This window comes from Bradyrhizobium sp. BTAi1 (genome assembly GCF_000015165.1).
Taxonomy (GTDB): Bacteria; Pseudomonadota; Alphaproteobacteria; order Rhizobiales; family Xanthobacteraceae; genus Bradyrhizobium; species Bradyrhizobium denitrificans.
This window is the reverse complement of sequence record NC_009485.1, coordinates 4,295,542-4,320,952: the sequence shown is the minus strand read 5'-3', so window position 1 is coordinate 4,320,952 and position 25,411 is coordinate 4,295,542. Positions and strand designations below refer to the sequence as shown.

At 64.6% G+C, this 25,411-nt stretch carries 17 protein-coding genes, 1 tRNA gene and 1 pseudogene; 15 read left to right on the top strand and 4 right to left on the bottom strand.

The genetic code is table 11. The features are described 5' to 3' along the window. The first annotated feature begins 93 nt into the window (after positions 1–93). From BBTA_RS19265 to BBTA_RS19240, 6 genes are all read left to right on the top strand, one after another. Positions 94–696: an acyl-homoserine-lactone synthase gene (locus BBTA_RS19265; RefSeq protein ID WP_041751528.1), complete on the top strand. Its 603-nt coding sequence runs from the start codon at positions 94–96 to the stop codon at positions 694–696. A gap of 51 nt (positions 697–747) precedes the next feature. Further along, positions 748–957 carry an MbtH family protein gene (locus BBTA_RS19260; protein ID WP_012044178.1) on the top strand — a complete coding sequence of 70 codons (210 nt, stop codon included), beginning with the start codon at positions 748–750 and terminating at the stop codon, positions 955–957. A 53-nt stretch (positions 958–1,010) separates the two neighbouring features. Beyond that, positions 1,011–5,315, top strand: a complete 4,305-nt coding sequence (locus tag BBTA_RS19255) for a non-ribosomal peptide synthetase (RefSeq protein WP_049795385.1) — start codon at positions 1,011–1,013, stop codon at positions 5,313–5,315. 41 nt (positions 5,316–5,356) lie between these two features. Beyond that, positions 5,357–6,727 carry a glycosyltransferase gene (locus BBTA_RS19250; RefSeq protein WP_012044176.1) on the top strand — a complete coding sequence of 457 codons (1,371 nt, stop codon included), beginning with the start codon at positions 5,357–5,359 and terminating at the stop codon, positions 6,725–6,727. Positions 6,728–6,901: 174 nt separating this feature from the next. Beyond that, complete coding sequence (locus tag BBTA_RS19245) at positions 6,902–8,155, top strand: efflux RND transporter periplasmic adaptor subunit (RefSeq protein ID WP_041751525.1); 1,254 nt, start codon at positions 6,902–6,904, stop codon at positions 8,153–8,155. Position 8,156: 1 nt separating this feature from the next. Continuing rightward, positions 8,157–11,258 (top strand): efflux RND transporter permease subunit, encoded by a 3,102-nt coding sequence (locus tag BBTA_RS19240; RefSeq protein ID WP_041751524.1) that lies wholly within the window; start codon positions 8,157–8,159, stop codon positions 11,256–11,258. Positions 11,259–11,394: 136 nt separating this feature from the next. On the opposite strand, the gene BBTA_RS19235 is transcribed toward BBTA_RS19240, so the two are convergent. Then, positions 11,395–11,484: transfer RNA gene (locus tag BBTA_RS19235), tRNA-Ser, on the bottom strand. Between the two features lie 937 nt (positions 11,485–12,421). On the opposite strand from BBTA_RS19235, the pseudogene BBTA_RS41830 reads away from it, so the two are divergent. Beyond that, a pseudogene (locus BBTA_RS41830) lies at positions 12,422–12,958 on the top strand (septal ring lytic transglycosylase RlpA family protein); the annotation flags it as partial. A gap of 173 nt (positions 12,959–13,131) precedes the next feature. Here the strand turns inward: BBTA_RS41830 and BBTA_RS41825 are convergent. After that, positions 13,132–13,200 (bottom strand): hypothetical protein, encoded by a 69-nt coding sequence (locus BBTA_RS41825; RefSeq protein ID WP_371260210.1) that lies wholly within the window; start codon positions 13,198–13,200, stop codon positions 13,132–13,134. Positions 13,201–13,708: 508 nt separating this feature from the next. On the opposite strand from BBTA_RS41825, the gene BBTA_RS19225 reads away from it, so the two are divergent. Further along, entirely contained in the window at positions 13,709–14,791 is a 1,083-nt protein-coding gene (locus BBTA_RS19225) for an acyltransferase (protein ID WP_012044172.1), read from the top strand. A gap of 43 nt (positions 14,792–14,834) precedes the next feature. Here BBTA_RS19225 and BBTA_RS19220 read toward each other — a convergent pair whose 3' ends face one another. Next, the gene (locus BBTA_RS19220; protein WP_041750760.1) at positions 14,835–15,788 is read right to left on the bottom strand and encodes an alpha/beta fold hydrolase; all 954 of its coding nucleotides are present in this window, start codon (positions 15,786–15,788) and stop codon (positions 14,835–14,837) included. A 166-nt stretch (positions 15,789–15,954) separates the two neighbouring features. Between BBTA_RS19220 and BBTA_RS19215 the strand changes: the two genes are divergently transcribed. From BBTA_RS19215 to BBTA_RS19185, 7 genes are all read left to right on the top strand, one after another. Beyond that, complete coding sequence (locus BBTA_RS19215; protein WP_041750759.1) at positions 15,955–17,214, top strand: D-alanyl-D-alanine carboxypeptidase family protein; 1,260 nt, start codon at positions 15,955–15,957, stop codon at positions 17,212–17,214. Between the two features lie 4 nt (positions 17,215–17,218). Further along, positions 17,219–17,899 carry a dTMP kinase gene (tmk, locus tag BBTA_RS19210; protein WP_012044169.1) on the top strand — a complete coding sequence of 227 codons (681 nt, stop codon included), beginning with the start codon at positions 17,219–17,221 and terminating at the stop codon, positions 17,897–17,899. Then, positions 17,896–18,936 carry a DNA polymerase III subunit delta' gene (locus BBTA_RS19205; RefSeq protein ID WP_012044168.1) on the top strand — a complete coding sequence of 347 codons (1,041 nt, stop codon included), beginning with the start codon at positions 17,896–17,898 and terminating at the stop codon, positions 18,934–18,936. The genes tmk and BBTA_RS19205 overlap by 4 nt, the downstream gene beginning before the upstream one ends. Before the next feature lie 70 nt (positions 18,937–19,006). Beyond that, positions 19,007–21,175, top strand: coding sequence for a methionine--tRNA ligase (gene metG / locus BBTA_RS19200; RefSeq protein ID WP_012044167.1), 2,169 nt, complete (start codon positions 19,007–19,009; stop codon positions 21,173–21,175). Next, positions 21,175–21,966 (top strand): TatD family hydrolase, encoded by a 792-nt coding sequence (locus BBTA_RS19195; protein WP_012044166.1) that lies wholly within the window; start codon positions 21,175–21,177, stop codon positions 21,964–21,966. The genes metG and BBTA_RS19195 overlap by 1 nt, the downstream gene beginning before the upstream one ends. Next, on the top strand, positions 21,963–22,760 hold the full coding sequence (locus BBTA_RS19190) for an MBL fold metallo-hydrolase (protein WP_012044165.1): 798 nt from the start codon (positions 21,963–21,965) through the stop codon (positions 22,758–22,760). The genes BBTA_RS19195 and BBTA_RS19190 overlap by 4 nt, the downstream gene beginning before the upstream one ends. 217 nt (positions 22,761–22,977) lie before the next feature. Then, positions 22,978–23,607 (top strand): antibiotic biosynthesis monooxygenase, encoded by a 630-nt coding sequence (locus tag BBTA_RS19185; protein WP_012044164.1) that lies wholly within the window; start codon positions 22,978–22,980, stop codon positions 23,605–23,607. Positions 23,608–23,748: 141 nt separating this feature from the next. Here BBTA_RS19185 and BBTA_RS19180 read toward each other — a convergent pair whose 3' ends face one another. Beyond that, positions 23,749–25,392, bottom strand: a complete 1,644-nt coding sequence (locus tag BBTA_RS19180; protein WP_012044163.1) for an acyl-CoA synthetase — start codon at positions 25,390–25,392, stop codon at positions 23,749–23,751. Positions 25,393–25,411 lie beyond the last annotated feature (19 nt).

Sequence of the window (25,411 nt, the reverse complement as noted above, 5' to 3'; positions counted from 1 at the left end):
GTCGCAGACCGCAGGATACCTGCAAAGGTAGACAGCTCGAGTTGATGTAGCTGCCGGATAATGTCCAGCCTGACGGACGGGACGGGGACCCAGATGCTTCGAATTGTCACGAAAGACAATGCAGGACGCCACATCAGCAGCTTGTACCAAATGCATCGCCTTCGGAAGACGGTCTTCAAGGACCGCCTGGGTTGGGACGTCATCGTCAGCGGCGAACTTGAGGTCGACAAATATGACGCCTTGTCGCCCCGCTATCTGCTCTCGATGGACAGACACGGTATCCTGAACGGTTGTGTCCGCCTTCTGCCGACGACCGGTCCGAATATGCTTCGCGATGTCTTCCCGTCCCTTGTGACCAGAGCAGCCGTACCTTGCGGAGGACGCGTGTGGGAAGCCAGCAGATTTGCGGTGAGCGGAAACACCGCCGTTACTCAATCGGGCATATCGCGAACGACCTACGAGTTGCTGATCGGGGTTCTGAAAGTCAGCCTGTCGAACGACATAAACACCATCGCCTGCGTCGTCGACGTGGGTATGGAGCGTGTCCTGCGGCGGTCCGGCTGGCGACTCGAGCGCCTCGGTCCCGCGCGCCGGATCGGCGACACCATCGCCATGGCTGGACAGCTTCACGTGTCCACACAAACCCTTCGACAGCTTGAAGCACGGTTGGGCGTCGCGCACGCGGCTGCAGCCTGATCGTCAGCATCGAACTGAGCGCAATCCCTCGCCGAAATCGGAGCACGAGACGTGAGCAATCCTTTCGACGATCAGGGCGGCAGCTTCGTCGTCCTGGTCAATGATCAAGGACAACATTCGCTGTGGCCCGCAGCAGCGGAGGTCCCGGCCGGCTGGTCTGCGGTCTGCGCACAGAACAGCCGCCAGGCCTGCATCGACTACATCGACACGAACTGGACGGACATGCGTCCGAGAGCCCGCGGTCACAACCGTACGGCATAGCCACAGAATCGATATTCGAACATTCTCTTAACTCATACATCGGTGGGGAAGTCGTGAACGCGATCAACGAGTTTTCACAGGTGTTGCCACTCTCCGCGGCTCAGACGGGCATGTGGTTTGCGCAGAAATTCGGCTCGTCGGATTCGATATTCAATCTTGCGGAGTCCATAGAGATCCACGGGCCGATTGATCCCGTGTTGTTCGAGGCGGCCTTGCGGCAAGCCGGGATGGAAGCGGACACCGTGCGAGTGCGGTTCATCGAGCAGCGAGACGGAATCCGCCAGACGGTCTCGCGCACCTTGAATACGACCTTTCCGTTCATCGATGTCAGCTCCGAACCTGACCCGCGGGCGGCGGCTGAAAGCTGGATGATGGCAGAGTTGACTCGGCCGGTCGATCTGCTGACAGGGCCGCTTTGGACCTGCGCCCTGTTCAAGGCCGCGGCGGATCATTATTTCTGGTATCATCGCAGCCATCATATCGTCATGGACGGTTTCACCGGCGGGCTGTTCGCCCGGCGCGTCGCCGAGATCTACACGGCGCTCACCGAGGGACGGTCTCCCGGACAAAGTACGTTCGGTCCCTTGGCGCTTCTCCTTGAGGAAGAGAACGCGTATCGAAGCTCCGAACGATTTGCACGCGACCGCGAGTACTGGCTGAAACAGTTCGCCGATCGCCCGGCTGCGTTTAGTCTCGCCGGTCAGCGGAGGCAGAATGTCGGTGGCCTTCTCCGTCAGACAATCCATCTCTCGGCGGAAAGTGTGGCGGCGCTGCGCGCAACGGCGCAGGCCAGCGGCGCAAGTCTTCCACAGATCATCATCGCCGCGACCGCAGCCTATCTTTATCGCGTGACCGGGATCGACGATCTGGTCATCGGCCTGCCAGTGACAGCCCGGCCCAAGGGACGGCTGCGGCGTGTTCCCGGCATGGTCGCCAACGCGGTGCCGCTCCGTTTGGCCATGAGTCCGGACATGAGCGCGACGTCTCTAATTCGCGACGTGGGGAGGCGAGTTCGCGACGCTATACGACACCAATGCTACAGATACGAGGACCTCAGACGGGACCTCAACCTGCTTTCCACGAACGGGCACCTTTTTACGACGGTCATCAATATCGAACCATTCGACTACGATCTCTGCTTCGGCGGCCATTCCGCAACGACGCACAACCTGTGCAATGGCTCCGGCGACGACCTTGCGATTTTCGTCTACGACCGCGGTGATGGGAAAGGGCTTCGAATTGATTTCGACGCCAATCCTGCTCTTTACACCGCGCAGGAGCTGGCCTGTCATCAGCAGCGTCTCGTGAGATTTGTCGAGGCGATTGCACAGGATCCCAGTCGGCCGATTGGCGCAATTGACATTCTTGATGCGGCGGAGCGGCGCCGGGTGCTGGTGGAGTGGAACGACACGGTCCGCGCGGTGTCGCCGACGACATTGCCGTCGCTGATCGAGGCTCAGGTCGCGCGGCGCGGTGACGCCACCGCGCTGGTGTGCGAGGATACCACGCTCAGCTACGCTGTCCTCAATGCGCGCGCCAACCGGCTGGCGCATCTGCTGATCGCACAAGGCGCTGGTCCCGAGCAGATCGTCGCGCTCGCCCTGCCGCGCTCGGCGGAGCTGATCGTCGGCCTGCTTGCCATCGCCAAGAGCGGCGCCACCTATCTGCCGCTCGATCCGGACTATCCGGCTGACCGTCTGGCCTTCATGCTCGCCGACGCCAGGCCGGTGTGCCTGGTCACCAGCAATGCCATTGCCGAGCGCCTGCCCGAGGCGGGCCGGCGCCTGCTGCTGGATCATCCCGACACCGCCGACCTTCTTGCCCGGCAGCCCGACACCAACCCGCGGGACCAGGATCGCATCGCGCCGCTGACCCCGGTCAACTCCGCCTACGTCATCTACACCTCCGGCTCGACGGGAATCCCAAAAGGCGTCGTCGTCTCGCATACTGGCATCACGAGCCTTGTCGAAGCTCAGATCGAGCGGCTCGGCATCACGCCTGACTCGCGCGTCCTGCAATTCTCCTCATCCAGTTTCGACGCGTCGATCATGGAAGTGCTCATGGCGTTTCCCGCTGGAGCTGCGCTTGTCGTTCCGCAGGCTGGCCTCATGGCCGGCAAGGTACTTGCCGATACGCTGACCCGCTACGCCGTCAGCCACGCGCTTATTCCGCCGGCGGTTCTGGCCGGCATGCCGACCGAGCAGCTCGCGCAGTTGCGCACGCTGATCGTTGGCGGCGATGCCTGTCCGCCCGATCTGGTCGCGCGCTGGTCGGAAGGGCGGCGGATGATCAACGCCTATGGGCCGACGGAAACGACGATCTGCGCCACGATGAGCATGCCGCTCTCCGGCGCGGCGGATCCGCCGATTGGGCATCCGATCTGGAATACGCGGGTCTATGTTCTGGACGATGGTTTGCAGCCTGTTCCGGTCGGGGTGGCGGGCGAGTTCTATATCGCCGGCAGCGGTCTGGCGCGCGGCTACCTCAACCGTCCGGGCCTGACCGCCGAGCGTTTCGTCGCCGATCCGTTCGGTCCGCCGGGCAGCCGCATGTACCGCACCGGCGACCGTGCGCGGTGGCGGCCGGAAGGCACGCTGCATTTTCTTGGCCGTGCCGACCATCAGGTCAAGATCCGCGGCTTCCGGATCGAGCCCGGTGAGATCGAGGCCACGCTCGGTCAGCATGAGAGCGTCGCCCAGGCCGCCGTCATCGCTCGCGAAGACCGTGCCGGCGATAGGCGCCTCGTCGGCTATGTCGTTCCCGCTGCTGGTCATGCACCGCATGCCATGATGCTGCGCCAACATCTTACGCGCACCCTGCCGGACTACATGGTTCCCGCCGCGTTCGTCGTGCTTGACGCGCTGCCACTCACCCCCAACGGCAAGCTCGATCGCAACGCTTTGCCTGTTCCTGACCACCAGCCGGTGACCGAATACACCCCGCCGCGGACGGCACAGGAAGAGAAACTCTGCGCTCTGTTCGCCGAGACCCTCGGGCTCGAGCGCGTCGGGATTCATGACAGCTTTTTCGATCTCGGCGGCCATTCGCTGCTGGTGACGCATCTGGTCTCCAACATCCGTGCTGCGTTTGGAGTCGAGCTGCCGTTTGCGACGCTGTTTGAAGTGTCGACCATCGCCGGGCTCGCTGAACGGCTCGACCCTGATGGATCTTCGACGGGCGCCGTGGACTTGTCGCACGACATTCTCCTGCCGGCGCATGTCAGGCTGACCGGCGGGCGGGCGCCGCAGAACCCCAAACGCATTTTTCTGACGGGAGCGACCGGCTTTGTCGGTAGTCACCTTCTCTCCGCGCTGATCCAGGAGACGGATGCGCAGATCGTGTGTCACGTCCGCGCCGCTGATCGGCAATCGGGCGAAGCCCGTTTGCGGCAGGCGCTCGACAAGCGAAAGCTTTCGGTGAGCGGGGACGAGCATCGCATCGAGGTTCTGACCGGAAATCTCGGACATCCGGCGCTCGGACTCGATGAAAGGGGAATCCGCATTGTGCGTGACGAGTGCGAGGCGATCTATCATTGCGGAGCGAACGTCGATTTCCTCCGTCATTATGCTGCGCTCAAACCCGCCAATGTCGACAGCGTCCTCACGCTGCTCGATTGGACCGCGAGTGGACGACCAAAGCGACTGCACTATGTGTCCACCCTTGCGGTGATCGACAAGTTTCAGGCCGGTCCGGTGTCGGAACTCACTGATCTGACCTCGTGGCAGGGACTCACGAGCGGCTATAGCCAAAGCAAGTGGGTCGGCGACACGCTTGTCCGGCAAGCGCAGCTTCGCGGCCTGCCGCTGGCGATCTATCGCCTGAGCAGCGTCACCGGTGATCGCGCCAATGGCATCTGCAACGAAACGGACCTGATGTGGCGCATTGTCCGGCTTTATGCGGAACTTGGCGCAATTCCCGACCTGGACTTCAGGCTGAACATGACGCCGGCCGATGACGTCGCGCGAGCGATCGTCCGGCTCGCGGGCAGCGAAGCGTCCTGGGGCAGTGTCTATCATCTCATGAACAGTCAACCCGTTGATGTACGCGAGGTCCCACGCATCTTCCGCCGGCTCGGCGTTCCGATCGAAATCGTGCCGCTTGATCAATGGATCGACATCGGGCGACGGCGGCTGGCCGAAACACAGGACAACGATCTGGCGGCCATCCTGTCGATCCTGTCAAAAGAGGATACGTCGCGATCGCACCCGGAAGTGACCTCGGACCTCACGCAGCAACAATTGGCTGCGGTGGGCGCGCCGATCGGTCCGGTCAGTTCGGCCCTTCTCGATCGCTATTTTGGCAATCTGCGGCTTGTGGAAACCGTGCCTGATGTTCGGTTGCCGGAAACAGCGGAATAAGCGGCGATCGGTTGGTGGGTTAGGATAGGGGAGAGCACAACATGGCGCGGTTTCTCATCGCGGCTACGGCGCTACCTGGTCACGTCTTTCCTTTGTTGGCCGTATCCCAACTCCTCGTGAGTCGGGGCCACGAGGTCGTCGTCAATACCGGCAGTCTGTTCAGGGAGCGAGTGGAGGCGACCGGCGCACGATTCGTCGCGTTTCGCCCGGAGATCGATCACGATTATCGGAAACTCGACGAGCACTTTCCCGAACGCCGCAAGATTGCACCTGGTCCCGCGCTGCTCTCCTTCGGACTGAAGCACATCTTTGCGGATGCAATACCGCATCAGGCCGCCGGGATACGCGACTTGCACCGCGAGTTTCCTTTCGATGCGATCATCACCGATACGATGTTCTGCGGGACGTTTCCGCTTCTGCTGGGCCCGCCGGAAAAAAGAGTCCCGATCATCGGGCTTGGGATCACGGCGCTCGCTCTGTCGAGCGCAGACACCGCCTTCTTCGGCACCGCGCTCCCGCCATCCATCACGCCGGCCGATCGCGCGCGCAATGCTGCGATGAATAGCCACCTGCAGAACGTGATGTTCGGCCCGGTGCAGCAATACTTCAACGATGTCCTCGTGAGGATCGGGGCGCGCCCTCTGCCGGCATTCCTGTTCGATAGCATGATCACGCTGCCTGACCTGTATTTGCAGCTGACGGCCTGGGAGTTCGAATATCCGCGTGGCACGATGCCAAGCAGCATCCGCTTCGTCGGCCCGCTGCTGCCGCCGCCATCGACCGGCTTCCGCCCGCCGCCTTGGTGGGACGAGATCGACAATGCCGGCCCGATCGTGCTGGTCACTCAAGGCACGCTCGCAAACGAGGATCTTGGGCAGCTTGTCGGGCCAACGCTGAGGGGCTTGGCGAACGAGGACCTGACGGTGATCGCGTGCACCGGCGGCCCACCAACCGAATCGATCCCGGTGGTGGTGCCGCCCAATGCGAGGGCGGCGACATTCCTGCCGTTCGACCGCCTGCTCCCGAAGGTGAGCGTCATGGTGACCAATGGCGGCTATGGCGGCGTCAATCACGCGCTCAGTCTCGGTGTGCCGTTGGTCGTCGCCGGGGATAGTGAGGAAAAGCCTGAAATTGCCGCGCGCGTCGCGTGGGCGGGCGCCGGCATCAATCTTGGGACCGGCCGGCCATCCGCCTCGCAGATTCGCGACGCGGTCCGCGCCGTGCTCACCACGCCGCAATACCGGCAGCGTGCACAGGCGCTGCGCGCCGCGTTCGCCAGCTACAACGCTCGTAACGAGATTGCGGAAAGGGTCGAACAGCTCGCGGCCACCGGATTGCCAGCCAGCTCTCAGGGAGATCCACCTCGCAGGTTCGACCTTGTCGGGACTCCTGCGGAGCCTGCAAGTCGCTGAGCGCGATCGATTTCGACGCTGGCCTGAGGCGCGGGACGTCGGGACTGGGTTGATTCGCCCCTATTTTCGAATCGGGCTTCGGGCTCGTCTCCGAACGCAGTCGATCGCGGATGCAGACTGCCGGAGTCGGGCGTCATGCCGACTTCGCGGTCGGATCCAAAGGAAGGTCGTCGCGTGAAAAGGCCGCTGTCGAGGTTCGCGTGGATCGCCTTCCCAATGCTCGCCGTAACAGTCTGCGCCGCCATGTTCGCTGTGAGCGGCGCGAGGCGCCAGCAGGTCGAAGCGGCCGCAACGCAGATCTCCGATCCGCGACGGGACGCAGGCGAACGTTCGGGTGCGGCACCGATCGCGACGACGCTTGCCCGCGCCGAACGGCAGTCGATCACCGAGACGCTGGCCGTGACCGGATCGCTTGTGGCCCGCGAGGAAAATGTTGTCGGTGCGGAGGTCGACGGGTTGCGCATCGTCGAACTGCTGGCCGACGTTGGCGATCGCGTGGAAGCAGGGCAGGTGCTCGCTCGCCTCGACGGCACGATGCTCCGGACACAGCTCGCGCAGAACACCGCGATGATCGCGATAGCCCAAGCGTCGGTCGCGCAGATGCAGGCCTCGATGGCGGAGATGCAAGCCAACGAAGCCGAAGCGGCCGACGCGTTGAATCGCACGCTGACCTTAAACTCCACCGGCACGATATCTCCAGCGCAACTCCTGGCGCGTGAGACCCAGGCCAAGGTCGCCGCGGCAAAGTCCACCGCAGCTGCGGAGAATTTGCGCATGGCCAAGGCCGAGGAAGCGTTTGCGGAGGCGCAACGTGGTGAGATCGAGCTGAAAATCGCGCGGACCGAACTGAAGGCGCCGACTGCGGGGATCATCTCGCACCGCGCCGCTCGCCTCGGCGCGGTGACCGGCACGGCGGGCGAACCTCTGTTCCGCCTCATACGTAACGGTCAGATCGAATTCGATGCCGAGGTTCCGGAAACCGTGCTGCCGCAGATCGAGCCGGCCCAGGACGTGGAAGTTTGGTTGCCCGGCGTCAGCCAGTCCATCCGCGGCCGCGTGCGGCTGGTCGATCCCACTGTCGACAAAGCGAGCCGTCTCGGTCGCGTCGCGGTCGCGCTCTCTCCCCATGCGGCCATGAGGGCCGGTGTTTTTGCCCGCGGCAGCATTACACTCGGCAAGCGACAAGCCGTCACCGTACCGCTGTCCGCCGTCAGCTTCAGCAAGAATGGCAGCTATGTTCAGCTCGCGACCAACAATGTCGTCGAACTCCGGAATGTCCAAACCGGACTTGCACGCGGCACCCGTGTCGAAATCGTAAGCGGGCTGATTGAAGGCCAGGAGGTCGTCGTTCGAGCCGCCGCTTTCGTCAGGCCGGGCGACCGGATCTTGCCGGTCCGCAGTGATGCCGGATCTGCGGGAGAAGACTGAGATGGCCCTCAACATCTCCGCCTGGTCGATTCGGAAACCCATTCCATCGCTGGTGCTATTTGGCGTCCTGATTGTGCTCGGTGCGGTCAGCCTGAAGACCCTGCCGATCACGCAGATGCCCAATATCGACATCCCCATCGTCACCGTCACGATCGCCCAGACCGGTGCTGCGCCGAGCGAGCTGGAAACGCAGGTCACGAAGAACGTCGAAAATGCGGTCACCGGGGTCGTCGGGGCCAAGCACGTCACGTCGAGCATCTCTGACGGCGTGTCCGTGACGACAATCGAGTTCCAACTGGGGACGCCGGCCGATCGTGCGGTCAATGACGTCCGGAACGCGATGGCGAATATCCGGTCGGAGCTGCCGCAGAGCATCGAGGAACCGTCGATACAGCGGGTCGAGGTCGGAGGGATGGCCATCGTCACCTATGCCGTGTCGTTTCCCGCTTGGACAGCCGAGCAGGTGTCCTGGTTCGTCGATGACGTCATCACGGGAGCTCTCCAGGGCGTTCGCGGCGTCGCGCAGGTGAAGCGCGCCGGCGGCGCCGATCGTGAAATCCGGGTGTCGCTGCAGCCCGACCGGCTGATCGCGCTCGGCATCACAGCGGCGGACGTGAACGCGCAGCTGCGAGCGACCAATGTCGATCTCTCCGGCGGGCGCGGTGAAGTGGGGGCGGGAGAGCAGACCATACGCATGCTCGCGGGGGCCGCGACGATCGACGGACTGGCCAATACCGCGATCGTGCTGCCCGGCGGCCGAAGGACTGCGTTGAAGGAGATTGCCACGGTCATCGATGGCGCGGCCGACGCCCGCAGCTTTGCTCGCCTCGATGGACGACCGGTGGTCACCTTTGGTGTCTTCCGTGCGAAGGGCTTCTCCGACGTGGCCGTCGCAGAGGCCGTCGGGAAGAGATTGGAGCTACTCGCCAAGGAGCATCCCGATCTGTCCGTATCCGAGATCGACAGCACGGTGCGCTACACCAAGTCCGATTATAGAGCCACCATGCAGACGTTGACCGAAGGCGCCATCCTCGCGGTCGTCGTCGTGCTGATTTTTCTGCGCGACCTTCGCGCGACGGCAATTTCCGTGCTCGCGATACCGTTGTCGATCCTCCCGACGTTCTGGGTGATGGACATCATCGGGTTTTCGCTGAACGCCGTCAGCCTGCTCGCAATCACGCTGGTCACCGGCATCCTGGTCGATGATGCGATCGTCGAGATCGAGAACATCGTCCGCCACATCCGGATGGGCAAATCAGCCTATCGCGCCTCGCTCCAGGCGGCCGACGAGATCGGACTCGCGGTCGTCGCGACGACCATGACCATCGTCGCCATGTTCATGCCGGTCAGCCTCATGGACGGCATCGCCGGTCAATACTTCAAGCAGTTCGGCCTCACGGTCGCCATCGCAGTCACGTTTTCCTTGCTGGTCGCAAGGCTGATCACGCCGCTGCTTGCGGCATATTTCCTTCGCGCCCCTCAGCGCCATTCCGAAGGGCATGGAGTGCTCATGCGGCACTATCTCCGCATGCTCGAATGGTCGCTTCGCCACCGCTTCGTCACGCTCGCGTTTGCTGGCCTGGTCTTCCTGGGCTCGTTGATGGTCGCAGGCGCCTTGCCGCTCGGCTTTCTGCCAACCGATGACCTGTCGCGTTCGGTTCTCCTGATCGAGCTGCCACCGGGCTCGACGATCGCGGATACCGTGGCCGCCACGGACCGCATCACGGCCCTGCTCAAGAAGCGGCCGGAAGTCAGGAGCGTCTATGCGGTCGGCGGCACCGCCGGCGCCCACGGGCTGAGCGTCACCGCGGGTGACGTGCGCAAGGCCACCATCATCGTCGACCTCGTTGCGCGCAGCAACCGGTCGCACGGCCAGAAGGCCTTCGAGCACGACATGCGCGCGGCGCTCGGCGCGATCCCGGATCTTCGCTACAGCTTCGGCAACGGCGGCGGCGGACGCGAATTCACGCTGATCCTGTCCGGACGCGATGGCGCCGTGGTCGAGCAAGCGGCGTTCGCGGTGGAGCGGGACGCCCGGCAGAACGTGTCCGTGCTCGCGAATGTCGTCTCGACCGTGGCTCTCGCCCGGCCGGAGATTCGCATCCTGCCGAGGCTGGAGGAGGCTGCCGATCTTGGAATCTCCGGGACGCAGATCGCCGAAGTGGCGCGGATTGCGACGATCGGCGATGTCTCCGCGCGTCTGGCGAAGTTCTCGGCCGTCGACCGCCAAGTGCCAATCCGCGTGCAGCTCGACGAGCGAGCTCGAGGCGATCTATCGACCCTTGATATGCTGCGGATCAAAGCCAGGAACGGCACCGTACCGCTGGCCACGGTCGCCGAAATCGGCTTTGGCGAGGGGCCGATGACCATCGAACGCTATGACGGCAGGCGTCGCGTCGCCATCGAGGCCGACCTCGTCGGAAGCACCCCGCTGGGCGAGGCCATCGCGCAAGTGATGGCGCTGCCCTCGGCACGCAACCTGCCCGCCGGCGTGACGATTGCGAGGTTCGGCGATTCAGAGATCATGGACGACGTGTTTTCGAGTTTTTCGTTCGCGATCGCTGCCGGGGTACTCATGGTGCTCGCCGTCCTCGTTCTGCTCTTCGCCGACGCGATGCATCCGATCACCATCATCTTCTCCATGCCGCTGTCGATCGGCGGAGCGCTGCTTGCGCTGCTGCTGGCCGGCCATGCCATCAACCTCTCGGCCATTATCGGATTCCTCATGCTCATGGGAATCGTGACGAAAAATGCGATCCTGCTCGTGGACTTCGCCATCACAGAGGTCGCGAGCGGCGTCGAACGCACGACGGCGTTGCTCGAAGCCGGCCGCAAGCGCGCTCAACCCGTGATCATGACGACAGCGGCCATGACGGCAGGGATGGTTCCTTCTGCATTGGGGCTCGGCGACGGCGGCGCGTTCCGTTCCCCCATGGCGGTCGCATTGATCGGCGGGCTGCTCGCCTCGACCTTTCTCAGCCTTGTCTTCGTGCCGGCCGCCTTTACGATCATGGACGATTTCGGCCGGCTTCTCGACAGCAAGCTCTCGCGCTTCATCGGACCGAAGGACGACATCAAGCTCTTGGGCAATTCTCAGGTCTGAGCCGAGGAGAAAGAGTTCAAGGCGCTGATCGTCGGATGCGCGATGAGGTCGTGGCTCAGGATGGGCTCCCGCGGCACGACCTAGCGGTCGCCATCGCCGTGGAGACGCGCTGGGGGCCCCGGACTTCGATCAGGACTGGCGGAAGGGGTGGGATTCGAACCCACGGTACCCTTGCGGGCACGCCGGTTTTCAAGACCGGTGCCTTAAACCACTCGGCCACCCTTCCATCCTGTGCTGGTCCGGAGCAGCGCGATCGCATGCGTCGCCGCGCACCAGCCTGACCACGCTTGTTTAGGGTGTTGCCTTGCGGCTCGTCAACGGCGCTGCATCAGAGATGCGCGCCATCATGCGTTGCGGAATTCGTTCTGAACCAGGCCCGGTCGAGGCTGATGGCGACCGGGGGCGATCATTCGGCCGATGTCAGGCCGGCAGGGCATGGCGCCGCTCTCGTGCGGGCCGTACCGAGGCCTCCTCACCTGAACGCAAGGGCGACCAGGCCAGAGCACAGGATTGCCGTGCTCACCGCTGCCAGGGCGAGAAATCCGCCCGAAAGCATATCTTGATGTTGCATCCACCACCGCCTGCGTTCTGCCGCTGTCACGCGCGCGCTCGGCGGCTGGACAAAGGCAATGTGCAAACGGCCAACTTGCACAACTGCTGCTTCAAGCCGTCTCTGAAGCAGCCCGGCCCGTTACGCGGGCCCGTTCGACATCAGGCCCGGAAACGCACGCCCTCAAAGGCGTGAGCGAGGAAGATCCCGGCGCCAACCAAGCCCATCACTGCGGTAACTGCTTCGATCATAGCGAACACATCCTGTTGCGCCCCGCGAGAAGGAAACGACGTGCAGCCCTGCACAGTCAAAATGATTCAGGTCCCGGAAAATGAGATCAGACTGAGCTGAGGATTTCGAGCAACATATGTGACCAAAAAGGTGCACTCGAAACACGATCGTGCTGTCTGGGTGGGGGACGAGAGCGGCCTTCTCGTCTCAGTTGCAGTCGGAAAGCTCCGGTTAACCACGGCGAGCCCACCCCATTTCCGCCGTGTTCGGGTTGCGTTATCCTTACTTGATGAGTTGCGGGGATGCGACTCGGGGACAAGCTGGGACGATTCGAGCCTGATCGCGTGCTCAGGCGCTGCCGGCGAAGTGGTAATTGGGGTCGATGGGGATTGGTCAAACACATCCGGTCGAGAGAGCGGTGCGTAGCGCTGTCGCCGTCCTCGCCTGCCTGATGGTCGCGAATTGCGCCTCGTCGAACAAATTCGCCAGCAAGGTCGATCCGAAATACGGCGTGTCGTCGAGCCCGCGCGTGGTCGGCTTCGGCGAGCCGGTGCCGAAGGGCGGTGGTGTCTACCGGGTCGGCAAGCCCTATACCGTCGCCGGCAAGACCTATGTGCCCGAAGAAGACACCAATTATCGCGCCGAAGGCATGGCATCCTGGTATGGCGATGACTTCCACGGGCGCCTGACCGCCAATGGCGAGGTGTTCGACATGGCCTCGCTGACGGCGGCGCATCCGACCCTGCCGATGCCGAGCTATGCCCGGGTCACCAACCTCGCCAATGGCAAATCGCTCATCGTCCGCGTCAACGATCGCGGCCCGTATCATGCCAACCGGTTGATCGACGTCTCCAACAAGGCGGCTGACCTGCTCGAGTTCAAGGGCACCGGCGTCGCCCGCGTGCGCGTCGAATATGTCGGCCGCGCCCCCCTGGAGGGGTCCGACGACGTCCAGCTGATGGCGACCTTGCGCACGGGCATCCCGGCGCCGGCGCCGTCCCTGGTCCGCGTCGCCTCGGCCAAGCCGTTCGTGCCGGACGTCGGCGCGGGCCGGCCGATTCGCGGCGAGGTCCCGCTGCCGGAGGGCCGTCCCTATACGCTGGGCAATGGCTCGGCCGACCTGGCCTCGATCGCCGCAACGTCGGAAATGTCGGCGTCCAGCAGGACGCGGGGGCGGAGCCTCGATAATCCGCGCGCCGTCTCCTATGATCAGAACGGCCGCTACGCCGCGCAGGGCAGGGCAGAGGCCAATGATGGCGCCGACGAAGCCCGAGACATCATGAGCGGTCGCGGGCTGTACTGATTGAGGTCCGCTGACATCGACGAAGCGCCTCGCGTCGGCTGACGCGGCCGGCTTGGCGCGACCAGTTGCGCCCCCATTGTCGAGGACATCCGCTGTCGAGCGCGGCCAGGGATAAACCGGCAGGGATAAACCGGCTCGCAAAAGGCCAGGGCTTCGCCCGCGCGCTCGATCCGGGATTCGGTGTTACCGTGCCGGCCTTCAGGCCGCATCGGGAGGCTGCGCATTCGTCGCTGAGTTCCACCGTGACGGCCCGCAGTCGATGTCATGTCGACGGCCGGCAGTGGATCGGCTAGCTAGGCATCCGCGATAGTTGCGGCTGCACCGGCGTGATTCGCCATTGTTCAAAAGCCATCGGCGACCCCGACAATGTTTTCGAGCACATTATCGACCTATATGAACCTCGTGCGCGGGATCGCAGCCATGGCTGTGGTGCTGTACCATATCCGCGACAACGGACTGAGCCCCGTCTGGCTTCGCCCGTGGCTCCCGCCGAACGGCCAGGCCTATGTGATGATCTTCTTCGTCATCAGCGGCTTCGTCATCGCGCATCTGGCCGACCGCAAGACCGCCTCGGAGTTCGTCACCGATCGAGCGGTTCGGATCTTTTCGGTTGCGCTGCCGACATTGGTGATCTGCGCGCTGCTGTCGGTTCTGCTTCCGGGCGCCTCGACGAAATATCCTGAAGCGCTCGCGCATCCTTTCGCAAGCTTTGCGCTATGCGCCGTATTCCTCAACGAATCGGTGGCATTGGACATTCATCCATTTCTGGATGGACCATATTGGTCGCTGTCGTTTGAAGTGTTCTACTACCTGATTTTTGGCCTGTGGATCTATGCGGACCGTTTCAAGCTGCCGTTGACTGCGCTGGCCTGTGCGGCCGCCGGTCCGAAGATCCTCTTGCTGTTTCCGTGTTGGCTCGCCGGCGTCGCCGTCCATCGTGCGACGCGGATCAGCAATGACAACGCGCTGCTGACCTGGACCGCCGTCATCGTCGTTCCGCTGCTCTTGCTGGCCCTGCTTGGCATCAGCAAGCAATCCTTGAACGTCGTGTCGCGCGACCTGGTCGGCTATGTCGAGCACTCCGGAGAATTCCTGCGCAATTGGCTGGTCGCTGCCGCCTTTGCCGTTCACCTGTGGGGCGTCTCGCGTCTGCATGCCCGCATCCCGGCGTTTCTTGCCGACGCCGCGAACCGCTTTGCGGGCATGTCGTTCAGCCTGTACCTGCTTCACCTGCCGATTCTGCTCGCGGTGTTCGCGCTGCTGAGGGATCAACAACAAGCCGACCAACCGGGCATCGGCGTCGTCCTGATCGCACTGTCGGCCGCCGTGGCGGGCTCATTCATGTTTTCACAGGTGACCGAGCAGCGTCGCCATGTCGTCCTTGCGTTCGTCCGTCGGCAGTTGGTGCGCGTGCGCGCGACGTACGCTGCCGTTCCGAGCGGGAGTTGAGATGCCCCAACGGTGGGACCGGCTCGCGCCCCCATGACGAGCGTTAGCTCTGCGGCGCCACCTCGCGCAGGAATGCGATCAGCGCCGCGTTCACTTCGTCGGGCCGTTCCTGCTGGATCCAATGCCCCGCGCCGGCGACGATCAGCTTGCGCCGGAGATCGGGAAGCACGCGCTCCATGTCCTGGACGCGCTTGGCGCCGATCAGTCCGGTCACGACCGCGTCCTCGCCGCCTGCGATGAACAGCGACGGTTGTCGGATCTGCGCATCCTGCCAGGGCGCGGTGAGCTCCCAATTGCGATCGATATTGCGGTACCAGTTGAGGCCGCCGCGAAAGCCGGAGGCGCGATAGGCGTCGACAAAATAGGCCAGGTCGTCCGCGCTGAGCCACGCCGGCAAGGGCAGGTCGGGATCGACCTCGCCGAGGAAGCCTTTATCTGGCGTGACGAACAGCGACTGCGGATCGGAGAAGCCGCGGGCCAGCATCGTGCGCATCGTCAGCGCGATGTCGCGTTCGAGCTCCGCCTCGGCGACACCGGGCGCCTGAAAATACTGCCAGTAGAAGGTTTCGATGCCACCAGCCCGCAGCATGTCGAGCGGCCGGGCGCGGCCGCGGAACGGGGGAGGGACGCTCAGGCCTGCCACGGCCTTGAACAGGTCCGGCCGGAACAAGGCGGCGTGCCAGGCCACCGGCGCGCCCCAATCATGGCCGATGATCACCGCGTCCTGCGCTCCGAGCGCGCCCACCAGCGCGACCATGTCGCCGACGATGTCGAAGATCGAATAGGCGCCGATCTCGGCCGGCGCCTGCGAACCGCCGAAGCCGCGCATGTCCGGGGCCACGACGCGATAGCCCGCGGCGGCGAGCGCCGGGATCTGATGCCGCCAGGAATAGGACAGTTCGGGCCAGCCGTGGCACAGCAGCACGAGCGCACCTTCGCCTTGCTCGCGCACGCAGAGTTCGATGCCGTTGGCCTTGATCATCCGCGTCGATGACATCGCTTCCCCCTCGATTGATTGATTTTTTATCGCGCTCCCGGAATGCTATCGCACCCTGCGCGAGGCGGCGCAAATTCCGGGACAGCGGCCGCCTCCGCAGGACTGCCGTGTTGTTTGCGCCGCAGCCAGCTGTTAGAAACGGCCCGCGCGCTCCAGGGCTTGGCCGATGGCTTTCATGACCTCACCGTTCCGCCGCTCCGGTTTCATGACCGGCCGGATAACCCGCGCGATCGTGGCCTTGACAGCGGCCGTGGCGATCGGCTGGAGCGGGATGCTCTACGCCGCCAATCAGAGCGTGCAGGGCGCACGCAAGGAGGAGGGCGGCTTCGACGGCGACGCGCCGACCGCGATCCTGATGGAGGCCAATAGCGGCAGCGTGCTGTTCGAGAAGAATGCCGACGAGCTGCGCGCGCCGTCCAGCATGATGAAGCTGATGACCGCGGAGGTGGTGTTCAACGCCGTCAAGGAAGGTACGATCAAGCTCAACGACGAATACCGGATCAGCGAGAATGCCTGGCGCCGGGGCGGCGCGCCGTCCGGCGGCTCGACGATGTTCGCGGCCCTCAACAGCAAGGTCTCGGTCAGCGACCTCCTGCATGGCGCGATCATCCAGAGCGGCAACGACGCGTGTATTGCGCTGGCCGAGGGCATGGCGGGCAACGAGAAGATCTTCGCCGCCGACTACATGACCAAGCGGGCGCGCGAGCTCGGTCTCACCAAATCGACCTTCGCCAATTCCAACGGGCTGCCGGATCCCGGCAACAAGATGACCGTCCGCGAGCTGGCGATGCTCGCCCGCCACATCATCCTCGACTTTCCCGAATTCTATAAGATCTTCGGCGAGAAGGAATTCACCTGGAACAAGATCCGGCAGCAGAATCGCAATCCGCTGCTGAATGCGATGGAGGGGGCCGACGGCCTGAAGACCGGCTTCACCAAGGAGGGCGGCTACGGCATGGTCGGCTCGGCCGTGCAGAACGGCACCCGGCTGATCGTCGTGGTCAATGGCCTCGAGGATCCCGAGGACCGCGCCACCGAGGCCAAGAAGATGCTGGAATGGGGGTTCCGCAATTTCGAGACCCGGACCCTGTTCGCCGCCGACCAGCCGATCGGCTATGCCAAGGTGTTTGGCGGTGAGAGCCGCTCGGTCAAGCTGTCGAGCCCGGTGCCCGTCAAGGTCATGGTGCAGAAGAATGGCGGCGACAAGCTGATCGCGCGCATCGTCTATAGCGGGCCGGTGCGCGCGCCGGTCGAGCCCGGACAGAAGGTCGGGGTTGTCAGGGTCTGGCGCGGCCCCAATATCGCCATGGAGGCGCCCGTCTATGCCGCGGAGGCGGTGGAGAGAGGATCGACGATGCGGCGCGCGATCGATGGGGCCAGCGAGCTCGTGATCGGCATGTTCCGCGCCGGGGCCGAGAAGCTTTAGAGAGATGGCGGATGTAGCTTTGAAACGTGGTCCTGGCCGCGGCCGATTCGTCACCTTCGAGGGCGGCGAGGGCGCCGGAAAGTCGACCCAGATCAAGATGTTGGCGGCCCGCTTGGAGAGCGAGGGGATGCGCGTCGTGCTGACCCGCGAGCCCGGCGGATCGCCCGGCGCCGAGATCATGCGCCACCTCGTTTTGTCGGGCATGGGCAAGCTGCTGGGCGCGGAAGCGGAGACCCTGCTGTTCGCCGCCGCGCGCGACGACCACGTCCGCAACGTGATTCTCCCGGCGCTGAGCCAGGGCAGCTGGGTGCTGTGCGACCGCTTCTTCGACTCGACGAGGGCCTATCAGGGCAGCCTGGGCAAGGTCGCCCCCGACGTGCTCAATGCGATGCAGCGGGTTACGATCGGCGACCTCAAGCCGGACCTGACCCTCATCCTGGATGTGCCGGTCGAGGTCGGCCTGAAGCGGGCCGCGGCGCGGCGCGGCGCCGGAGCGCCGGACCGGTTCGAAGCCGAGGACATCAAGTTCCACAAAGGGCTGCGCGACGCCTTCCACAAGATCGCCGACGACGATCCCAAGCGTTGCGTGCTGATCGATGCGACCGCCGGCCCGGACCCGGTGTCGCTGCTCGTCTGGGACGCGGTCCGCGAACGCCTGTTCACGGCCGTGGCGGCGGCGTCATGAGCGCGCGCAAGGTCGAAGCCGAGATCGCGGTCCGCCATCCGCGCGAGACCACCGCACTGTTCGGCCACCGCGACGCCGAAGCCGCGCTGCTGGCGGCCTATCGCAGCGGCCGGATGGCACATGCCTGGCTGATCGGCGGCCCGCAGGGGATCGGCAAGGCGACCTTGGCCTACCGCATGGCGCGGTTCGTGCTGACGCATCGCGATCCCAGCTCGCCTGCGGTGCGCGCGGCCACTTCGCTGCATGTCGAACCGGATGACCATGTCGCCCGCCTGATCGCCTCGGAAGCCCATGGCGGGCTGCTCACCTTGGAGCGCTCGGCCAACGACAAGGGCGTGCTGCGGACCGTCATTACCGTCGACGAAACCCGCGAGACCATCTCGTTCTTCGGCTCGACCGCGGCGGTCGAGGGCTGGCGCGTGTGCATTGTCGACACCGTCGACGAGCTCAATCCGAATGCGGCGAATGCCTTGCTCAAGATCCTCGAGGAGCCGCCGCAGCAGTCCCTGTTCCTGCTGGTCAGCCACGCGCCGGCACGCGTACTCGCCACCATCAAGTCGCGCTGCCGGCGGCTTGCGCTGCGGGCGCTGTCGACCGACGATGTGATCAGCGCCGCCGCCGAGGCCACCGGCATGGCGGCTGGAGATCCCGCGCTCCGCGACGCCGCCCGGGCGTCCGAAGGCAGCGTCGCGCGCACCCTGATGCTGATGGGCGGCGACGGGCTGCAACTGCAAAGCCGGACGACGGCGCTGCTGGCGAGCTTGCCGCGAATAGACCCCGGCGAGCTGCATGCGCTCGGCGATGCGCTCGGCACCAGCGACCGTGTGGCGCTTGCAAGCTTCCTCGACAGCATCGAGCGCTGGGTCGCGGAGCGGCTCCGGACTTCAGATCCCAATGCGGAACTGCCGCGCCTTGCACGGCTGGCGGAGGTATGGGAAAAGATCGTCCGCGCCGCGCGCGACACCGAATCCTATAATCTGGAACGAAAACCGCTGGTTTTCTCGGTGTTCGGGATGCTCGCCGAAGCCACGCGGTAACCGCGCCGACCATCATCCCGGGATCGCCAGGATCAATCCGTCGACCGACGTCGTCAAAGAGGAATTTGCCGTGGCCAAGGCCAGCAAGACCACCGTGAAGAAGGGCAAGCCCGCGAGCGCCGCGAAGAACAAGGCTGCCGCCAAGTCGCCCGCAAAAGCCAAGTCGCCCGTGAAGGCCGGCGCCAAGACCAAGGCGAAGGACAAGGACGCCAAGGACAAGGCCACCAAAGCAAAGGCTGCCAAAGGCAAGGCGGCCAAGACGGCGCCGGCCAAGGCCAAGACCAAGGCCAAGAGCAAAGCCCCGAAGGCCAAGGCGACCAAAGTCGTCGCCAAGAAAGCCGTGAAGGCGCCTGCCAAGAAGGTCGTCGCCAAGCCGGCCGCAACTGCAGCCAAGAAGCCGGCCGCAACGAGCAAAGCCGCGCCTGCGAAGAAGCCCGCGGCCAGCAGACAGCCGGCCGCGCCGAAGGCGGCTGCGCCGGCCGTTGCAGACGTGCCGAAGCCGCAGCGCGCCGCCAAGCCGAAAGCGCCGCGCAAGCCGAAGGTCGAAGCTGCCGAGACCGTTGAGATCGAGACCGTTGAGATTGAGGTTTTTGAGATCGAGGCCCCTGAGAGCGAGGCTGCCGAGGGCGAAATCGCTGAGACCAGCGCACCGGAGGAGGTGAGCGCCGCGGCGCCCGCCGCAGTCGCGCCCGCAGACAACAACACGTTCTACGTCACGACCGCGATCGCCTATCCGAACGGCAATCCGCATATCGGCCACGCCTATGAGGCGATCGCGACTGATGCGATCGCGCGCTTTGCGCGGCTCGATGGCAAGGACGTGTTCTTCCTGACCGGCACCGACGAGCACGGCCTGAAGATGGTGCAGACCGCGCAGAACGAGGGCCTGACGCCAGGTGAGCTCGCGACCCGCAATGCCGGCCGCTTCCGCGACATGGACGAGCGGCTGAATGTCTCGTTCGACCGCTTCATCCGCACCACCGAGCCGGCACACCACAAATCGGTGCAGGCGATCTGGAATCGCATGCTCGAGAACGGCGACATCTACGCCGACACCTATGCCGGCTGGTACTCGGTGCGCGACGAGGCCTATTACGCCGAGGACGAGACGGTCGTCGGCGAGGACAATGTCCGCCGCGGTCCGCAGGGCACGCCGGTCGAATGGGTCGAGGAGAAGAGCTACTTCTTCCGCCTGTCGGCCTATCAGGACAGGCTGCTGGCGCTGTATGAGAGCCAGCCGGACTTCATCGGTCCGGATGCGCGGCGCAACGAGATCATCAGCTTCGTCAAGGGCGGTCTGAAGGACCTGTCGATCTCGCGCACGACGTTCGACTGGGGCGTCCGCGTGCCCCATGACGACGAGCACGTGATGTATGTCTGGGTCGACGCGCTGACCAACTACATCACCGGCGTCGGCTTCCCCGACGAGAACGATGCGAACTGGAAATACTGGCCGGCCGACGTCCACGTCATCGGCAAGGACATCATCCGCTTTCACGCGGTGTACTGGCCGGCCTTCCTGATGTCGGCGGGCGTGCCCGTGCCGAAGCGGGTCTATGCCCACGGCTTCCTGTTCAACAGGGGCGAGAAGATGTCGAAATCGGTCGGCAATGTCGTCGATCCGTTCAATCTCGCCGACCAGTATGGCGTCGACCAGCTGCGCTATTTCTTCCTGCGCGAGGTGCCGTTCGGCCAGGACGGCAACTACAATCACGAGGCGATCGTCGCGCGCATCAATGCCGACCTTGCCAATGACCTCGGCAATCTCGCGCAGCGCTCGCTGTCGATGATCGCAAAGCAGCTCGGAGGCCAGCTGCCGGAGCCCGGTGAGTTCTCGGCCAACGACAGAGCGATCCTGGCGGAGGCCGATGCGATGATCGGCGCCGCGCGGAAAGCCATGGCGACGCAGCAGATCCACCAATGGCTCAACGCCGTCTGGTCGGTCGTGGCCGAGGCCAACCGCTATTTCGCCGGCGAGGCGCCGTGGGCGTTGGCCAAGACCGATCCGAAGCGCCAGCACACCGTGCTCTACGTCACCGCGGAGGTGATCCGGCAGGTCGCGATCCTGACCCAGCCGGTGATGCCGACCGCGTCCGCAAAGCTGCTCGACAGCCTCGGCATCCCCGAGGATGAGCGCAACTTCGCGCGGCTCGGCGGCGAGATCCGGATTGCCGCCGGCACGCAGTTGCCGGCACCACAGGCGGTGTTCCCGCGCTACATCGAGCCGACGGCGGCGTGATGCTGGTCGACTCTCACTGCCATCTGGATTTTCCGGATTTCGCTGAGGATCTGGATGGCATCGTCGCGCGCGCCGCCGCTGCCGGCGTCGGCCGCCTGGTGACGATCTCGACCCGGGTACGCCGGCTGCCCGAGTTGCTCGCGATCGCCGAGCGGTTCGAGAACGTGTTCTGCTCGGTCGGCACCCATCCGCACAATGCGGATGAGGAGGACGGCATCCCGGCCGCGGAGCTGATCGCGCTGACCCGGCATCCCAAGGTGGTCGCGCTCGGCGAGGCCGGGCTCGACAATTTCTACGACCACGGCTCCAGGGACGCCCAGGAACGCGGGTTCCGCGCGCATATCGCAGCCGCGCGCGAGACCGGCCTGCCGCTGGTGATCCACACCCGCGAGGCCGATGACCAATGCAGCCGCATCCTTGAGGAGGAAATGGCGCGCGGACCTTTCAAGGCCGTGCTGCATTGCTACACCGGCGGACGCGAGCTGGCGATGAAGGCGATCGATCTCGGACTGCACATCTCGTTCACGGGCATCGTGACGTTCAAGAAGTCGGAGGCTTTGCGCGCGCTCGCCGCCGAGGTGCCGGCCGACCGCATCATGGTCGAGACCGACGCGCCGTATCTGGCGCCGGGCAAGTTTCGCGGCAAGCGCAACGAGCCGGCCTATGTGGTGGAGACCGCGAAGGTGCTGGCGGAAACCCGCGGCGTCTCGCTCGATGAGTTCTCGCGCCAGACCACCGAGACCTTCTTCAAGCTGTTCTCCAAGGTGCCGCCGCCAAAGGAGGCTGCATGACGCTGACGCTCACCATCCTCGGCTGCGGCTCCTCGGCCGGCGTACCGCGCCCGGCGCTGGGGTGGGGCGCCTGCGATCCCAACAATCCCAAGAATCGCCGCCGGCGCTGCTCGCTGCTGGCCGAGCGCCGCGCGGCGCATGGCGTGACGCGGGTGGTCATCGACACCTCGCCCGATCTGCGCGAGCAGCTGATCGACACCCAGGTCGATCACATCGATGCGGTATTTCTCACCCATGAGCATGCCGACCAGACCCATGGCATCGACGATCTGCGTTCTGTCGTCATGCACCAGCGGCGGCGCATTCCGGTCTATTTGAACCAGTCGACCGCCAAGGACATCATGCACCGGTTCTCCTACTGCTTTGTCTCGCCACCGGGCAGCGACTATCCGCCGATCCTGACCCAGCATGCGATCGAGGCCGGCGAGACCCAGGCGGTGGAAGGCAAGGGCGGCGAGTTGAAGCTGACGGCCTTCCTGGTCCAGCACGGCAACATCCCCGCGCTCGGCTACCGCATCGGCAATGCCGCCTACACGCCTGACCTCAACGACATTCCCGAGGAAAGCTGGGGCGCGCTGGAGGACCTCGATGTCTGGATCGTCGACGGGCTGCGCCCGGCGTCGCATCCGAGCCATTTCTCGGTCAACGACGCGCTCGCCTGGATCGAGCGTTTCAAGCCGAGGCGCGCCGTCATCACCAACATGACCGCCGATCTCGACTACGAGGTGCTGCGCCAGAGCCTGCCCGACGGCGTGGTGCCGGCGTATGACGGCATGCGGCTGGAAGTCGGATAGGGCATTCGTCCGTCGGTCGGCCAAGGCCGTCATTGCGAGGAGCCAAAGGCGACGAAGCAATCCAGAGTCGTCGGAATGACTCTGGATTGCTTCCACCTTCGCTCTACGAGCTACGGCGGACAAGTCGCCGCGCTCGCAATGACCATCATGCGCGGCCGGCTGCGATGGCCACCGCGTTTGAAGTTCAGCCGACGTCCAATAATACGGAGACGCTGCCATGCTGTCGCTGTTCTTCGAGGTCGAGGTCAAGCCGGGCCGGCTCGATCAGTATCTGCAGCTCGCCGCCGCGCTGCGGCCGGAGCTCGATGCGCTCGGCGGCTGCCTGTTCCTCGACCGTTTCCGGAGCCTGTCGCGCGACAACCTGATCCTGTCCTATCAGATCTGGCAGGACGAGGGCGCCATGACCGCCTGGCGCGTCCACGCCCATCACCACGACATCCAGACGCTCGGCCGCGACAAGGTGTTCTCCGACTACCGCCTGCGCGTCGCCGAGATGGCCCACGAGGTAAAGCCAGGGCATGCGGCCTGGCAGCCGGAGCGGCGAGGCACCTACAATGATCCGAAGCGGCGTGCGCCGACCTATGTGCTGGCCGTCGAGACGGCGGCCCCGCAATTGAGCGGCGTGAAGGACCTGCCGGTCGCGAGCTTCTCCAGCGTCTACCGGGAAGGACGCTTCGCGCATCTCGTCGAATTGCCGGACGAGCCGACCGGCCTCGCGCTGAGCACGCAGCTGCTCGCCGAGCCCGACGTCGACAACATCCGCGTCGTCGAAGTCACTCGCGACTACGGCATGTACGACCGCCGCGAGGCGCCGCAATTTTATCCCGAGAAGAGCAGGGATATCTAATTTAGTCTCCGCCATTGCGAGCGCAGCGACTTGTCCGCCGTAGCTCGTAGAGCGACGGTGGAAGCAATCCAGGGGCTCAGCAAGGATTCTGGATTGCTTCGCTCCGCTCGCAATGACGGCTTGGCTGGTATCGCGCCCCGCTTAAGCCGAGATGGCCTTGGCCGAGTTCACTTCGTTGCGCAGCAGGAACTTCTGGATCTTGCCCGTCGACGTCTTCGGGATCGGGCCGAACACGACCACCTTCGGCGTCTTGAATCCGGACATGTGGCTGCGGCAATAGGCGATGATCTCGGCTTCGGTCGCTTGCGCGCCGTCCTTCAGCTCGATGAAGGCGCAGGGCACCTCGCCCCATTTCGGATCGGGTTTGGCGACGACGGCAGCGAACAGCACGGCGGGGTGCTTGTAGAGAATATCCTCGACCTCGACCGAGGAGATGTTCTCGCCGCCGGAGATGATGATGTCCTTGGAGCGGTCCTTGATGATGACGTAGCCGTGCGCGTCGAGCACGCCGAGATCGCCGGTGTGGAACCAGCCGCCGGCAAACGCGTCCTGCGTCGCCTTCTCATTCTTCAGATAGCCCTTCATGACGATGTTGCCGCGGAACATCACCTCGCCGATGGTCTCGCCGTCGCGCGGCACCTCCTGCATCGTCTCTGGATTGAGCACGGTGACGGCTTCCTGCAAGGGATAGGGCACGCCCTGGCGGCGCTTGAGCTGCGCGCGCTCGGCCGGCGGAAGATCATCCCAGCCAGGCTGCTCGGCGCAGACGGAGGCGGGGCCATAGACCTCGGTCAGGCCGTAGACATGGGTCAGCTTGATGCCGATGTTCTCGGCGCCTTCGAGCACCGCGACCGGCGGTGCGGCGCCGGCGATCAAGCCAATGACGGGGGTCTCGCGCTTGCCCTTGGGCGCATCGGGCGCGTTGATCAGCACGTTGTAGACGATCGGCGCGCCGCACATATGGGTCACGCCGTGGGTCTTGATCAGCTCGAAGATTTTCGTGGGGTCGACCTTGCGCAGGCAGACATTGATGCCGGCGGCGGCGGCCATGGTCCAGGGAAAGCACCAGCCGTTGCAGTGGAACATCGGCAGAGTCCAGAGATAGACCGGATGCTGACCGAGCCCTCCCGCAAGGATGTTGCTGACGGCGTTGAGATAGGCGCCGCGATGATGGGTGACGACGCCCTTGGGGTTGCCCGTGGTGCCCGATGTGTAGCTCATCGCGATCGCGTCCCACTCGTCAGCGGGACGGCGCGGCTCGAAGCCGGGATCGCCGGCGGCGACCGCGACCTCATATTCGATCTCGCCGATACGGCTGCCACCGGCATAGGAGGCATCGTCGACGTCGATGACGAACGGCTTGGGGCCGCTCATCAGCTTCAGCGCCTCGCTGATCACGCCGGAGAATTCCGGGTCGACCAGGATGATCTTGGCCTGGCCGTGATCGAGCTGGAACGCGATCGACGGAGCATCGAGGCGGATGTTGAGCGTGTTGAGCACGGCGCCGGTCATCGGCACCGCGAAATGCGCCTCGTTCATCGCCGGGATGTTCGGCAGCATCGCGGCCACGGTGTCGCCCTCGCTGATGCCGCGGCCCGCGAGATAGGACGCGAAGCGCCGGCATCGCTCATAGGTCTGGCGCCAGGTGAAGCTGCGGCCCTCATAGACCGTGCTGACATGGTCCGGATAGACGGCCGCGCTGCGCGCCAGGAAGCTGAGCGGGGTCAGCGGCACGTAATTGGCCGCGTTCTTGTCGAGTCCGAGCTGATACTGGTTCGTGCTCATCGTCACCCTCCGTCATCGC

Coding starts and splice junctions, on each gene's coding strand:
- BBTA_RS19250 (WP_012044176.1), top strand. CDS start 5,357: ATGGCGCGGTTTCTCATCGCGGCTACGGCGCTACCTGGTCACGTCTTT.
- BBTA_RS19205 (WP_012044168.1), top strand. CDS start 17,896: ATGAGCGCGCGCAAGGTCGAAGCCGAGATCGCGGTCCGCCATCCGCGC.
- BBTA_RS19180 (WP_012044163.1), bottom strand. CDS start 25,392: ATGAGCACGAACCAGTATCAGCTCGGACTCGACAAGAACGCGGCCAAT.
- BBTA_RS19240 (WP_041751524.1), top strand. CDS start 8,157: ATGGCCCTCAACATCTCCGCCTGGTCGATTCGGAAACCCATTCCATCG.
- tmk (WP_012044169.1), top strand. CDS start 17,219: ATGGCGGATGTAGCTTTGAAACGTGGTCCTGGCCGCGGCCGATTCGTC.
- BBTA_RS19215 (WP_041750759.1), top strand. CDS start 15,955: ATGGCTTTCATGACCTCACCGTTCCGCCGCTCCGGTTTCATGACCGGC.
- BBTA_RS19265 (WP_041751528.1), top strand. CDS start 94: ATGCTTCGAATTGTCACGAAAGACAATGCAGGACGCCACATCAGCAGC.
- BBTA_RS19190 (WP_012044165.1), top strand. CDS start 21,963: ATGACGCTGACGCTCACCATCCTCGGCTGCGGCTCCTCGGCCGGCGTA.
- BBTA_RS19220 (WP_041750760.1), bottom strand. CDS start 15,788: ATGTCATCGACGCGGATGATCAAGGCCAACGGCATCGAACTCTGCGTG.
- BBTA_RS19185 (WP_012044164.1), top strand. CDS start 22,978: ATGCTGTCGCTGTTCTTCGAGGTCGAGGTCAAGCCGGGCCGGCTCGAT.
- BBTA_RS19195 (WP_012044166.1), top strand. CDS start 21,175: ATGCTGGTCGACTCTCACTGCCATCTGGATTTTCCGGATTTCGCTGAG.
- BBTA_RS19225 (WP_012044172.1), top strand. CDS start 13,709: ATGTTTTCGAGCACATTATCGACCTATATGAACCTCGTGCGCGGGATC.